General features: G+C 74.3%; 11 protein-coding genes. 8 read left to right on the plus strand and 3 right to left on the minus strand.

Going from position 1 to position 13,981, the window contains the following annotated elements; genetic code table 11:
- Positions 1 to 39: 39 nt before the first annotated feature.
- Positions 40 to 615, minus strand: coding sequence for a two-component system response regulator (locus ACFV46_RS01510; RefSeq protein WP_376726576.1), 576 nt, complete (start codon positions 613 to 615; stop codon positions 40 to 42).
- A 218-nt stretch (positions 616 to 833) separates the two neighbouring features.
- Between ACFV46_RS01510 and ACFV46_RS01515 the strand changes: the two genes are divergently transcribed.
- Together ACFV46_RS01515 and hemW are read left to right on the plus strand one after the other, a co-directional pair.
- Positions 834 to 2,885 (plus strand): SpoIIE family protein phosphatase, encoded by a 2,052-nt coding sequence (locus tag ACFV46_RS01515; RefSeq protein WP_385496680.1) that lies wholly within the window; start codon positions 834 to 836, stop codon positions 2,883 to 2,885.
- A 27-nt stretch (positions 2,886 to 2,912) separates the two neighbouring features.
- A complete protein-coding gene (hemW, locus tag ACFV46_RS01520) occupies positions 2,913 to 4,145 on the plus strand; it encodes a radical SAM family heme chaperone HemW (protein WP_376726575.1) in 1,233 nt (410 codons plus the stop codon).
- Between the two features lie 98 nt (positions 4,146 to 4,243).
- Here hemW and ACFV46_RS01525 read toward each other — a convergent pair whose 3' ends face one another.
- Together ACFV46_RS01525 and ACFV46_RS01530 are read right to left on the minus strand one after the other, a co-directional pair.
- Positions 4,244 to 5,065, minus strand: coding sequence for a DUF3097 domain-containing protein (locus ACFV46_RS01525; protein WP_385496681.1), 822 nt, complete (start codon positions 5,063 to 5,065; stop codon positions 4,244 to 4,246).
- A 31-nt stretch (positions 5,066 to 5,096) separates the two neighbouring features.
- Positions 5,097 to 5,840, minus strand: coding sequence for an MBL fold metallo-hydrolase (locus ACFV46_RS01530; protein ID WP_376726573.1), 744 nt, complete (start codon positions 5,838 to 5,840; stop codon positions 5,097 to 5,099).
- Positions 5,841 to 6,018: 178 nt separating this feature from the next.
- Here ACFV46_RS01530 and hrcA point away from each other — a divergent pair, with 178 nt between their 5' ends.
- From hrcA to ACFV46_RS01560, 6 genes are all read left to right on the plus strand, one after another.
- Positions 6,019 to 7,035 (plus strand): heat-inducible transcriptional repressor HrcA, encoded by a 1,017-nt coding sequence (gene hrcA / locus ACFV46_RS01535; protein ID WP_361339355.1) that lies wholly within the window; start codon positions 6,019 to 6,021, stop codon positions 7,033 to 7,035.
- Positions 7,036 to 8,172 (plus strand): molecular chaperone DnaJ, encoded by a 1,137-nt coding sequence (gene dnaJ / locus ACFV46_RS01540; protein WP_361923855.1) that lies wholly within the window; start codon positions 7,036 to 7,038, stop codon positions 8,170 to 8,172.
- 77 nt (positions 8,173 to 8,249) lie between these two features.
- Positions 8,250 to 9,332: a nitronate monooxygenase gene (locus ACFV46_RS01545; protein ID WP_361923853.1), complete on the plus strand. Its 1,083-nt coding sequence runs from the start codon at positions 8,250 to 8,252 to the stop codon at positions 9,330 to 9,332.
- A complete protein-coding gene (locus ACFV46_RS01550) occupies positions 9,329 to 10,075 on the plus strand; it encodes a 16S rRNA (uracil(1498)-N(3))-methyltransferase (RefSeq protein WP_385496682.1) in 747 nt (248 codons plus the stop codon). Before ACFV46_RS01545 ends, ACFV46_RS01550 begins: the two co-directional genes overlap by 4 nt.
- A gap of 59 nt (positions 10,076 to 10,134) precedes the next feature.
- Positions 10,135 to 10,668 (plus strand): hypothetical protein, encoded by a 534-nt coding sequence (locus ACFV46_RS01555; RefSeq protein ID WP_385496683.1) that lies wholly within the window; start codon positions 10,135 to 10,137, stop codon positions 10,666 to 10,668.
- 74 nt (positions 10,669 to 10,742) lie between these two features.
- A complete protein-coding gene (locus ACFV46_RS01560) occupies positions 10,743 to 13,958 on the plus strand; it encodes a S41 family peptidase (protein WP_385496684.1) in 3,216 nt (1,071 codons plus the stop codon).
- Positions 13,959 to 13,981: the final 23 nt, after the last annotated feature.

Genomic DNA, 13,981 nt, shown 5'->3' on the forward strand with positions numbered 1-13,981 from the left:
ACCGCGCGGCGTGCCGCGCGGTCCTCACGTCTGCCGGCGTCAGGAGCCGTGCGGTCCGTCCGCCAGCTCCCGCAGCTCCCGGACCCGGTCGCGCAGCGTCGCGGTGTCCGGCGGGTCCTCCCGGTCCAGGTCCCGTGCCAGGGCGTCCAGGCGCAGAAGGAACTCCGCGCCGCGCGGCGGCCTGCGCGCCAGCAGCCGGGCCAGCTGCTGGTTCTTGCGGTGCAGCTCCAGGAACACGCGGACCTTGGCCCGCAGCACCCACGGGTCGAAGGGCTTCGTCAGATAGTCGGCGGCCCCCGTGGCATACCCGCGGAACGCGAAGCCGGGCTCGTCGTCGGCGCCGGTCAGGAAGATGATCGGGACGTCCCTGGCCTCGTCGAGCCGCTTGATGTTCGCGGCGGTCTCGAACCCGTCCATGCCCGGCATCCGGACGTCGAGCAGCACGAGGGCGAACCGCTGCCGCAACAGCGCCTCCATCGCCTCCTCACCCGACCGCGCCCGGACGAGAGGCTCGTCGAGGGAGGCGAGCACGGCCTCCAGGGCGATCAGGTTGTCCTCCATGTCGTCGACCAGAAGGATGCCGGCACGCTCGTCGGCCGTTGCCTCATCGGTCATGGGAAAGCCTCATTCGGGGATGCCGCCGCGTCGAGCGGGGGACGCGGCTCCGCCGCTCGAATTCGGTCGTCATTCGGTCCGTCTTCGAGCACGGGCGTAGCACGGTTCTCACTCATGGCGGCCCACTTCGGTAACTCGGTGCTTATGGGCGCGGCCAGTCTGTCACTGTGGCGGCGTCGGCTGAGGCGTATTCGTTCGAACTGCTCGGGGAGCTGTCCATGGGGGCCATTCCGGTGCAACGGGAGACCGTCACCCGTGCCTCTGATGCGCCCGCGCACCCGGAGGACGCGCCCCCACGCGCCCAGGACGCGCCCGCGCACCCCCCGAGTGCGCCCGCGCACGGAAGCCCGCGCGGCACCGCGCCCACGCAGCACACGGATACGCCCGCGGAGACCCGCGCGCTCCTCCCCGGCAGTCCCCTCTCCCCGGCCACCGCCCGCACGCTCGTGCGGACCGTCCTGACCGAGTGGGCGTCCTCCGGTCTCCCCGGCGCCGACCGCCTCCAGGAGCGCCAGATCCAGGACGCCGTGCTGGCCGTCAGCGAGCTCGTCACCAACGCCGTCGTGCACGCCGGCACGGACGTCCGGCTGACCTGCCGGCTGGAGCCGGACACCGGTGCCCTGGTCGTCGAGGTGCTGGACCACCACCCCTCGCGCGCCCCGCGCGACACGGAGGCGGAAGGCCCGTACGACGCCACCGAGCACGGGCGCGGACTGCGCCTGGTGGCCCGGCTCGCCGAGTCCTGGGGCGTCACCTACCGCACCGGGTCCAAGACCGTGTGGGCCCGGCTGCCCCCCGAGGACCAGGCGGGCAACGCGGACGGCCCGCGCCCCCACGGCAGGGAGCACGCGCCGGACGGCGGGTTGCGCGTCGCCGAGATCCTCGCGCCGGAGCCGCCCCCGTCCGCGCCGCCCGATACGGCGGGGGAGCACCCCCACCGCGGGGAGCGGGAGCGGGACTGGCTCGACCGGGGCGCCCTCTCCTTCCTCGCCGAGGCGTCCGACCTGCTCGCCGGGCAGCTCGACGAGAACCTGGTCGCCGCGCTCGCCGGCCAGCTGATCGTGCCGCGTCTCGCCGACTGGTGCGCGGTGTGGCTGGCAGACGAGGTCGCCGGGCGCTGGGGACACGGCGGCCCCGGCGAGAGCGGCCCGGTGGACGGCACCGGCCCCCGCCTGGCCCGCGTCTGGCACGCCTCGGAGAACCACATCGAGGATCTGCGCCGCGTCCTGGAGAAGGAGCCCCCGCTCCCGGCGGACGACCACCGCACCGGGCCCGTCGCCCACCCCTGGCCGGGAGCGGCGCTCGGCGAGCGCGGCACACGGGGCACCGCGCTCGCGTACCGCCTGGTCGCCGGGGGCCGCCCGCTGGGCACGCTGGTCATCGGGCGGGCCGGCGTGACGAGCCTCCCCGACGAGATCACCGGGCTCGTGGAGGACCTCGCCCGGAGGGTGGCCCTCGCCATCGGCGCGGCCCGCCAGTACGCGCGCCAGGCCACCATCAGCCGGGTGCTCCAGCGCGGACTGCTGCCCGGAGCCGTCGCCGAGATCCCCGGCGTGGCCAGCGCGCTGGTGTACGAGCCGTGCGACAAGGGCGGCCCGAGCGGCGACTTCTACGACCTCTTCCCGGCCGGCGACGGCCGCTGGTGCTTCGCCATCGGCGACGTCCAGGGCAAGGGGCCCGAGGCGGCCGTGGTGATCGGCATCGCCCGCCCCTGGCTGCGGCTCCTCGCCCGGGAGGGCTACCGGGTCGCCGACGTCCTCGACCGCCTCAACCAGCTCCTCCTCGACGACGCCACCGAGGCCGCCGACGCCGCCGCCCGCGCCCTCGTCGGACCCATCGCCCCCGGCGACGGCCCGCAGACCCGGTTCCTGTCCCTGCTGTACGGCGAGCTGACCCCGTTCGACGGCGGTGTCCGCTGCACGCTCGCCTCCGCCGGGCACCCGCTGCCCCTCCTGCTCGGCGCGGACGGCGAGGTCCACACCGCCGCCCAGCCGCAGACGCTGCTCGGGGTGTTCGAGGACGCCACCTACACCAGCGAGACCTTCGAGGTGCGTTCCGGCGAGACGCTGCTCTGTGTGACGGACGGGGTGACGGAGCGGCGCAGCGGCTCCCGCCAGTTCGACGACGGCGACGGCCTCGCGACCGCGCTGGCCGGCTGCGCGGGCCTGAACGCCGACCTCATCGCGGAGCGCATCCGCAAGCTCGTGCACGAGTTCGGCGGGCGCCCGCCGGAGGACGATCTCGCGCTGCTGGTGCTCCAGGCCGAGTAGCGCGCGCGGTGCGGGACAATGGAGCCCATGCCCTCCGCACTCCCCGACGGCGAGCCCGTCCCCGCCGACGGCGCGCTGCCCCCGCACGCGCTCACCGGCGCGGCCGACCGCCCCCTCGGCTTCTATCTGCACGTCCCGTACTGCGCGACCCGCTGCGGCTACTGCGACTTCAACACCTACACGGCGACCGAGCTGCGCGGCAGCGGCGGCGTCCTGGCGTCCCGGGACAACTACGCCGAGACCCTCGTCGACGAGATCCGCCTGGCCCGCAAGGTGCTCGGCGACGACCCGCGCGAGGTGCGCACGGTCTTCGTCGGCGGCGGTACGCCCACCCTGCTGGCCGCCGGCGACCTCGTACGGATGCTGGGGGCGATCCGCGACGAGTTCGGGCTGGCGCCGGACGCCGAGATCACCACGGAGGCCAACCCGGAGTCGGTCGACCCGGCCTACCTGGCCACGCTCCGCGAGGGCGGCTTCAACCGGATCTCGTTCGGCATGCAGAGCGCGCGGCAGCACGTCCTGAAGGTCCTGGACCGCACCCACACCCCCGGCCGTCCCGAGGCGTGCGTCGCCGAGGCCCGTGCGGCCGGCTTCGATCATGTGAACCTCGACCTGATCTACGGCACCCCGGGAGAGTCCGACGACGACTGGCGGGCGTCCCTTCAGGCCGCGATCGGCGCCGGGCCCGACCATGTGTCGGCGTACGCGCTGATCGTCGAGGAGGGCACCCAGCTGGCCCGGCGCATCCGCCGGGGCGAGGTCCCGATGACCGACGACGACGTCCATGCCGACCGCTACCTGATCGCCGAGTCCGCCCTCTCCGAGGCGGGCTTCTCCTGGTACGAGGTGTCCAACTGGGCCACCACCGAGGCCGGCCGCTGCCTGCACAACGAGCTGTACTGGCGCGGCGCCGACTGGTGGGGCGCGGGACCGGGCGCCCACTCCCACGTCGGCGGCGTCCGCTGGTGGAACGTCAAGCACCCCGGCGCCTACGCGGCGGCCCTCGCGGAGGGACGCTCCCCGGGCGCCGGCCGCGAACTCCTCACCGACGAGGACCGGCGCGTCGAACGCATCCTGCTGGAACTGCGCCTGCGCGAGGGCGCCCCGCTGGACCTGCTCCACGAGGAGGGCCTGCGCGCGTCCCGCCGAGCCCTGTCGGAGGGCCTGCTGGAGCAGGGGCCGTACGACGAGGGCCGTGCGGTCCTGACCCTGCGCGGCCGCCTGCTCGCGGACGCGGTGGTCAGGGACCTGGTGGACTGACCAAGCCGACTATCGTGGGCAGTGGATCACGAAGTTCGGTGATCCCGTGCTGCTCGAACCGCTCGGTGTGGAACTGGACACGGGCGAGTTCGGAACCCTCACGGGCGTCCGGCGTCACCGCCTGCCGTGACGAAGTCGATCAGTTCCTCCACCCGCCCCAGCAGTTCCGGCTCCAGGTCCTTGTAGGAGCCGACCCGCTTCAGGATCGCCTGCCACACCGCGCCGGTGTTGTCCGACGGCCAGCCCAGCGCGCGGCAGACGCCCTTCTTCCAGTCCTGGCCGTGCGGTACCCGGGGCCATGCCTCGATGCCCAGGGACGAGGGCTTCACGGCCTCCCAGATGTCGATGTACGGGTGGCCGACGACCAGCGCGTGCTCGCTCGTCACCGCCTGTGCGATCCGCCACTCCTTCGAGCCCGGCACCAGGTGGTCCACCAGGACGCCCAGCCGCGCGTCGGGGCCCGGCGCGAACTCGTCGACGATCGCCGGCAGGTCGTCGACGCCCTCCAGGTACTCCACGACGACGCCCTCGACGCGCAGGTCGTCGCCCCACACCTTCTCGACCAGCTCGGCGTCGTGCCGGCCCTCCACGTAGATGCGCCCGGCGCGGGCCACCCGGGCCCGCGCGCCCGGGACCGCCACCGAACCGGACGCCGTGCGCGTCGGGCGCGTGGGGCCGGCGGCCGGCTTCACCAGGGTCACCACACGGCCCTCCAGCAGGAAGCCCCGGGGTTCCATGGGGAACACCCGGTGCTTGCCGAAGCGGTCCTCCAGGGTGACCGTGCCCGCCTCGCAGCGGATCACCGCGCCGCAGAAACCCGTACCGGGCTCCTCGACCACCAGCCCCGGCTCCGCCGGGACCTCGGGGACGGACGCGGGCTTCTTCCAGGGCGGGGTCAGATCCGGGGAGTACTGGCGCATTCGGATGACGATAGGAGAACCGGCCCCCCGGTCACCGCGACACGCCGAATCTCGCGGCCAGCCCGTCGCGCTGCCGTCGTACGAACTCCGCGTCCACCACCGCTCCGTGACCGGGCACGTACAGCGCGTCCTCGCCGCCCAGGCCGAGGAGACGGTCCAGCGCGGCCGGCCAGTGCGACGGCACGGCGTCCGGGCCGGCCTGCGGTTCCCCGGACTCCTCCACCAGGTCGCCGCAGAACACCACCTCCGGCTCGCCGGGGAGCCGGCCCGGCACCAGGACCACCAGGTCGTGGGCCGTGTGCGCCGGACCCACGTTCGCCAGCAGGACCTGGCGCCCGCCGCCGAGGTCCAGCGTCCACTCGCCGCTCACCGGATGGCGGGGCACGACCAGCGCGTCCGCCGCCTCCTCCGCCGCGGCCGCGTCCAGGCCGTGGCGCACCGCGTCCCCGCGCAGCTCCTCGCGCGCCCGCCGCCCCTGCAGGACGGTCTCCACGCCCACCGGCCCGTAGACCTCCGCGCCCGCGAACGCCGCGGCGCCGAAGACATGATCGAAGTGGGGGTGGGTCAGCGCGAGATGGGTCACACGGTGACCCGTGAGCCACTGCGCCTGCGTCCGCAGCCGCGCCCCCTCCGCGAGGCTCGAACCGGCGTCCACGACCAGGGCGGTCCCGTCGCCCACGACCAGCCCCACGGTGCAGTCCCAGCCCGGCAGACGGCACCTGCCCACCCCGTCCGCCAACCGCTCCCACCCGAGCTCTTCCCAAGTCACCGTCATACCGCGACGCTAGCGCTGTGACCGGACAGGACACCCCCGCGGAGCACGGAGGTGAAACCGACCGGCCTTGCCCGGGGTGCACCCCACCGCCGTACACTGGCCGGGGACGGCTGGCACTCGGACGGACAGAGTGCCAGGAACGGCGCCAAGGGGACCGACCGCTGGAGGTGTGCGCGAGATGCTGAGTGAACGCAGGCTCCAGGTGCTGCGCGCGATCGTCCAGGACTACGTCGGGACGGAGGAGCCGGTCGGCTCCAAGGCGCTCACCGAGCGGCACAACCTCGGCGTCTCCCCGGCGACCGTGCGCAACGACATGGCGGCCCTGGAGGACGAGGGCTACATCGCGCAGCCGCACACCAGCGCCGGGCGCATCCCCACCGACAAGGGCTACCGGCTCTTCGTCGACAAGCTCGCCGGTGTGAAGCCGATGACCCCGCCCGAGCGGCGCGCCATCCAGAACTTCCTCGACGGCGCCGTCGACCTCGACGACGTCGTCGCGCGGACGGTACGGCTGCTCGCGCAGCTCACCCGGCAGGTCGCCGTCGTGCAGTACCCGTCGCTGACCCGGTCCACCGTCCGGCACGTCGAACTGCTCTCGCTCGCCCCCGCGCGCGTGATGCTCGTGCTGATCACGGACACCGGCCGGGTCGAGCAGCGGATGATCGACTGCCCCGCACCCGTCGGCGAGGCCTCGCTCGCGGACCTGCGCGCCCGGCTGAACAGCCGGGTCGCCGGCCGGCGCTTCACCGACGTGCCCCGGCTCGTCGAGGACCTGCCCGAGGCGTTCGACGTCGAGGACCGCGGCACCGTCTCGACCGTGCTCTCCACCCTCCTGGAGACACTCGTCGAGGAGAACGAGGAGCGGCTGATGATCGGCGGAACCGCCAATCTGACCCGCTTCACACATGACTTCCCCCTCACCATCCAGCCGGTGCTCGAAGCCCTGGAGGAGCAGGTCGTGCTCCTCAAGTTGCTGGGCGAGGCGGGGGATTCGGGCATGACCGTGCGCATCGGGCACGAGAACGCCTACGAAGGACTCAACTCCACGTCCGTCGTGTCGGTGGGCTACGGTTCGGGCGGCGAGGCAGTCGCCAAGCTCGGCGTGGTCGGACCGACCCGCATGGATTACCCGGGAACGATGGGAGCGGTACGCGCAGTGGCACGTTACGTCGGACAGATCCTGGCGGAGTCGTAGGTGGCCACGGACTACTACGCCGTGCTCGGCGTGCGTCGCGACGCGTCGCAGGAAGAGATCAAGAAGGCCTTCCGGCGGCTCGCCCGCGAGCTGCACCCGGACGTCAACCCGGACCCGAAGACCCAGGAGCGGTTCAAGGAGATCAACGCCGCCTACGAGGTGCTGTCGGACCCGCAGAAGAAGCAGGTCTACGACCTCGGCGGCGACCCGCTGTCCCAGGCGGGCGGCGCGGGCGCGGGCGGCTTCGGCGCCGGTGGCTTCGGCAACTTCTCCGACATCATGGACGCCTTCTTCGGCACCGCGTCCCAGCGCGGCCCGCGCTCGCGGACCCGGCGCGGCCAGGACGCGATGATCCGGCTGGAGGTCGAGCTCGACGAGGCGGCCTTCGGCACCACGAAGGACATCCAGGTCGACACCGCCGTCGTCTGCAACACCTGCAACGGCGAGGGCGCCGCGCCCGGCACCTCCGCGCAGACCTGCGACATGTGCCGCGGCCGCGGCGAGGTGTCGCAGGTGACCCGGTCCTTCCTGGGCCAGGTCATGACCTCGCGCCCCTGCCCGCAGTGCCAGGGCTTCGGCACCGTCGTCCCCACGCCGTGCCCGGAGTGCGCGGGCGACGGACGCGTGCGGTCCCGCCGCACCCTCACCGTCAAGATCCCGGCCGGCGTCGACAACGGCACGCGGATCCAGCTGGCCGGTGAGGGCGAGGTCGGCCCCGGCGGCGGTCCCGCCGGCGACCTGTACGTCGAGATCCACGAGCTGCCGCACGCCACCTTCCAGCGGCGCGGCGACGACCTGCACTGCACCGTCACCATCCCGATGACGGCGGCGGCGCTCGGCACCAAGGTCCCGCTGGAGACGCTGGACGGCATGGAGGAGGTCGACATCCGGCCCGGCACCCAGTCCGGCCAGTCGATCCCGCTGCACGGCCGCGGTGTGACCCATCTGCGCGGCGGTGGCCGCGGCGACCTCATCGTGCACGTCGAGGTGCAGACGCCCACCAAGCTCGACCCCGAGCAGGAGCGCCTGCTGCGCGAGCTGTCCAAGCTGCGTGGCGAGGAGCGGCCCCAGGGCCAGTTCCAGCCGGGTCAGCAGGGGCTGTTCTCGCGGCTGAAGGACGCCTTCAACGGGCGCTGACCGGGCGGCCCGATCCCTTCCGCCGCAAGGGGAAGGGCCGATTCGGACTTGTTCGGAGGACGTGACACCATGCGGGCATGTCCTCCGCGCTGACCGATCTCCTGCCGCACCCGATCGTGCAGGCCCCCATGGCGGGCGGTGTCTCCGTGCCGCAGCTCGCCGCTGCCGTGTCCGAGGCCGGGGGGCTGGGCTTCCTCGCCGCCGGGTACAAGACCGCCGACGGGATGTACCAGGAGATCAAGCAGCTGCGGAGCCTGACTCAGCGCCCCTTCGGCGTCAACCTCTTCATGCCGCAGCCGGAGCAGGCCGACCCGGCCGCGGTGGACGTCTACGCCCATCAGCTCGCCGGTGAGGCCGTCTGGTACGAGACCGAGCTGGGGGACCCCGACAGCGGCCGCGACGACGGCTACGACGCCAAGCTCGCCGTGCTGCTCGACAACCCGGTGCCGGTCGTCTCGTTCCACTTCGGGGTGCCCGGCGCCGACGTGCTGGAGTCCCTCCGGCGCGCCGGGACCTTCACCCTCGTCACCGCCACCACCCCGGACGAGGCCCTGGCCGTCGAGCGGGCCGGCGCGGACGCCGTGATCGCCCAGGGTGTCGAGGCGGGCGGCCACCAGGGCACCCACCGCGACAACCCCGAGGCCGAGCGCGCCGGGCTCGGTGTGCTCACCCTGGTCTCGCAGATCCGCGAGACCGTGGGCATCCCCGTGGTCGCCGCCGGGGGCATCATGCGGGGCGGCCAGATCGCGGCCGTCCTCGCCGCCGGGGCCCGCGCCGCCCAGCTCGGCACGGCCTTCCTGGCCACCCACGAGTCCGGCGCGAACGCCGTGCACAAGCAGGCGCTCACCAACCCCCTGTTCACCCGGACCGAGCTGACCCGCGCCTTCTCCGGCCGCCCCGCCCGTGGCCTCGTCAACCGCTTCCTGCGCGAGCACGGCCCGTACGCGCCCGCCGCCTACCCCGAGGTCCACCACCTGACCGCGCCGCTGCGCAAGAAGGCCGCCGCGTCCGGCGACGCGCAGGGCATGGCGCTGTGGGCGGGACAGGGCCACCGCCAGGCCCGCGAACTGCCCGCCGGTCAGCTGGTGGAGGTCCTGGCCGCCGAGCTGGAGGCCGCCTCGACAGCGTTGTCCGCCCACCCGAAGGGACCCACCCGATGACCGCGCCCGTCTTCGTCGTCGACTCCCTGGAGCACGCCGGCGGGCCGTACGTCCTCGACGGGCCCGAGGGCCGGCACGCCGTGTCCGTGAAGCGGCTGCGGGCCGGCGAGGAGGTCGTCCTCACCGACGGGCTGGGGCACTGGGCCGAGGGCGTCGTCGCCGCCGCCGAGGGCAAGGACCGGCTGGTCGTCGACCTGGGCGCGGTCGCCGAGGAGCCCGAGCCCCGGCCGCGGATCACCGTCGTACAGGCCCTGCCCAAGGGCGACCGGGGTGAACTGGCCGTCGAGACCATGACCGAGACCGGCGTCGACCGGATCGTGCCCTGGGCGGCCGCCCGCTGCATCACCCAGTGGAAGGGCGAGCGCGGCGCGAAGGCCCTCGGTAAGTGGCGGGCCACCGCCCGCGAGGCCGGCAAGCAGTCGCGCCGGGTGCGCTTCCCCGAGGTCACGGAGGCGGCCACGACCAAGCAGGTCGCCGCTCTCCTCGCCGGCGCGGCCTTCGCCGCCGTCCTGCACGAGGACCGGGACTACGACAGCGAGCCGCTGGCCACCGCCGAACTGCCCGCCGAGGGCGACCTGATGCTCGTCGTCGGACCTGAAGGCGGCGTATCCCCCGAGGAGTTGGCCGTGTTCGAGGAGGCCGGCGCGCGGGCCTACCGCCTCGGCCGTTCCGTGCTGCGGACCTCGACCGCGGGGACCGCCGCGACGGCCCTGCTGCTGGGGCGCACCGGCCGCTGGTCCTGACACGGCGTGGCCGTATGCGCCCTACCGCGACACGCGGGACAGTGGCAGGCTGCCCTTCCATGGGGGTTTCGCACAGGATCCGGGGCCGTGTGGCACAAGGGGCCGCCGTGACGGCGCTCGCCGTGCTGGGAGCCGGCGGTATGACCGCCTGCGATCCGGGCGGGCTGAGCGCCGCGTCCGTGGCGTTCACGACCGACCAGACCGTCACCAAGGAGCTGGAGCGGCAGAAGGCCGACGTCCAGTGGCTCAACTGCACCGGCTCCTACGACGGCGGCAGCGGCGGGAGTTCGCCGAAGGCCGGCGAGCGGACGGTCGTCAAGGTCGACTGCGAGGGCGAGACCTCCGACGGCAAGGACATCACGGTCACCGGCCGGATCACCCGGGCCGTCAGCGGCTCCTGCGTACGCGGCGACCTCGTGGCGAAGATCGGCGGCAAGCAGTGGTTCCACGTCAACGGCCTCGGCAGGTGCGACGCCACGCCGTCCCCGGTGGGGCCCGGCGACGGCGGGCGGCCCGGCCCGACCGTCACCGTGACCGTCACGAAGACCGTCTACTGCCAACAGCGCCCGAACTGCTGGCCGGAGGGCAAGTGAGCGGTCGGCCACCGGACGTGGGGAACTGCCCCGAAGCCCTGTCCGCGGCCCTCACCCTTCCCTAGGGTGATCGCGTGACACAGCCCGCGACCTCCACCCCGGTCCCGCCCGCCTATCTGCGGTACCCGCATCTGCACGGCGACCTCGTCGCGTTCACCGCGGAGGACGACGTCTGGCTCGCCCCGCTCGACGGCGGCCGCGCCTGGCGGGTCAGCGCCGACAACATCCCCGTCACCTCGCCGCGCATCTCGCCCGACGGCACGACCGTCGCCTGGACGTCCACCCGCGACGGCGCGCCCGAGGTGCACATCGCGCCGGTCGACGGCGGCCCCTCCACCCGCCTCACCCACTGGGGCAGCCAGCGGACCCGGGTGCGCGGCTGGACCCCGGACGGCCGGGTCCTCGCCATCAGCACCTGGGGCCAGGGCGGCAGCCGCCGCACGTGGGCGCACGCCGTCCCGCTCGACGGCGGACCCGCCACCACCCTGCCGTACGGGCCCGTCGGCGACGTCGTGCACGGGCCGCACCTGCTGCTCGCCTCCGCGCCGATGGGACTGGAGGCCGCCCGCTGGAAGCGCTACCGGGGCGGCACCGCGGGCAAGCTGTGGATCGACCGCGAGGGCGACGGCGACTTCGTCCGGCTGCACGAGGAACTCGACGGGAACCTGGAGTGCCCCCTGTGGGCGGGCGACCGGGTCGCGTTCCTCTCCGACCACGAGGGCGTCGGCGCCGTGTACTCCTCCCTCGCCGACGGTTCGGACCTGCGCCGCCACACGCCGGTCGACGGCTTCTACGCCCGGCAGGCCTCCGGCGACGGCACCCGCGTCGTCTACGCGAGCGCCGGTGAGCTGTGGCTGCTGGACGACCTGGACACGGCCGAGCCGCGGCGCCTCGGTGTGCGGCTCGGCGGGCAGCGCACCGACCGCCGGCCGTACCTCCTGAACGCCGCCCGCTGGTTCGGCTCCGCGTCCCCCGACCACACCGCGCGCGGCAGCGCGGTCGCCGTCCGCGGCAGCGTCCACTGGGTCACCCACCGCTCCGGCCCCGCCCGCGCCCTCGCCGCCGAGCCCGGCGTCCGCGCCCGGCTGCCGCGCACCTTCCGCGCGGACGGCGAGGAGTGGGTGGTGTGGGTGACGGACGCGGAGGGCGAGGACGCCCTCGAGTTCGCGCCCGCGACCGGTCTCGCGCCCGGCACCACCCCGCGCCGGCTCGCCGCCGGACGGCTCGGCCGGGTGCTGGAGCTGGCCATGGCGCCCGACGGCAGCCGGGCCGCGGTCGCCGCGCACGACGGACGGCTCCTGTTCGTCGAGCGGGAGACCGGCGAGGTCCGCGAGGTGGACCGCAGCGCCGACGGCCCCGTCTCGGGACTGGTGTTCTCGCCGGACTCCGCCTGGCTGGCCTGGGCGCACCCCGGCCCCGACCCGCTGTCCCAGCTGAGACTCGCCAACACCACCGACCTGTCGGTGTCCGAGGCGACCCCGCTGCGGTTCCGGGACTACGCGCCCGCGTTCACGCTCGACGGCAAGCACCTGGCGTTCCTGTCCACCCGGGCCTTCGACCCCGTCTACGACGAGCACGTCTTCGACCTCGCGTTCGTGGTCGGCTCCCGGCCGCATCTGATCACCCTCGCCGCGACCACGCCGTCCCCGTTCGGCCCACAGCGGCACGGGCGGGCCTTCGACACCCCGGACAAGGACGAGACCCCCGACAGCGAGGGCACCCCGGCCACCCGGATCGACCTGGAGGGGCTCGCCGACCGGATCGTGCCGTTCCCGGTCGAGGCCGCCCGCTACGCGCATCTGCGGGCCGCCAAGGACGGGGTGCTGTGGCTGCGGCACCCGGTGCGCGGCGTGCTCGGGGCGGCCCGGGCCGGCCTCGACGACCCCGAGCCGAAGACCGAGCTGGAGCGCTACGACCTCGTGCAGCGGCGCGTGGAGCATCTCGCGGACGACGCCGACCACTTCGAGGTCAGCGGCGACGGAAAACGGGTGCTGCTGTGGACGGACGGGCGGCTCAAGGTCGTCCCGAGCGACCGGCGCGCCTCCGGCGACGAGGACGGCGACTCCCACGTCGCCGTGGACCTCGGCCGGGTGCGGCAGCGCGTCGACCCGTCGGCGGAGTGGCGGCAGATGTTCGAGGAGACCGGCCGCATCATGCGCGACCACTTCTGGCGGGCCGACATGAACGGCGTGGACTGGGCGGGCGTCCTCGACCGCTACCGGCCGCTGCTGGACCGCGTGGCCACCCACGACGACCTGGTCGACCTGCTGTGGGAAGTGCAGGGCGAACTGGGCACCTCGCACGCGTACGTCGGCGGGCAGGCGTACGGCGGCGGACCCCGGCAGGGCCTGCTCGGCGCCGACATCTCGCGCCACGAGGACGGCGGTTGGCGCATCGACCGGATCCTGCCGTCGGAGACCTCCGACCCGGAGGCGCGGGCGCCGCTGGCCGCACCGGGCGTCGCGGTGCGCCCCGGTGACGCGATCGCCGCGGTGGCCGGGGTGCCGGTGGACCCGGTGACCGGGCCCGGCCCGCTGCTCGTCGGCACCGCGGGCAGACCGGTGGAGCTGACGATCGCGCCGGCCGGCGGCGGGGACGCCCGGCACACCGTCGTCGTACCGGTCGCCGACGAGGAGCCGCTGCGCTACCACGCGTGGGTCGCGGACCGGCGGGCGTACGTCCACGAGCGGTCCGGCGGCCGGCTCGGCTATCTGCACGTGCCCGACATGCAGGCGCCCGGCTGGGCCCAGATCCACCGCGACCTGCGGGTCGAGGTGGCCCGCGAGGGCCTGGTCGTGGACGTGCGGGAGAACGGCGGCGGGCACACCTCGCAGCTGGTCGTGGAGAAGCTGGCCCGGCGCATCGTCGGCTGGGAACTGCCGCGCGGCATGCGCCCGTACAGCTATCCGCTGGACGCGCCGCGCGGTCCCGTGGTGGCCGTGGCGAACGAGTTCTCCGGGTCCGACGGCGACATCGTCAACGCGGCGATCAAGGCGCTGGGTCTCGGGCCGGTCGTCGGCACCCGCACCTGGGGCGGGGTCATCGGCATCGACAGCCGGTACCACCTGGTCGACGGCACCCTGGTCACCCAGCCCAAGTACGCGATCTGGCTGGAGGGGTACGGCTGGGGCGTGGAGAACCACGGTGTCGACCCGGACGTGGAGGTCGTCCAGCGCCCGCAGGACTGGGCGGCGGGCCGGGACGCCCAGCTGGACGAGGCGATCCGGATCGCGCTGGAGGCGCTGGAGACCACGCCGGCGAAGACCCCGCCCGCCCTGCCCGGCCGCTGAGGGACCGCTGAGGGACCGCCGCG

The organism is Streptomyces sp. NPDC059852 (assembly GCF_042731455.1).
Classification (GTDB): domain Bacteria; phylum Actinomycetota; class Actinomycetes; order Streptomycetales; family Streptomycetaceae; genus Streptomyces.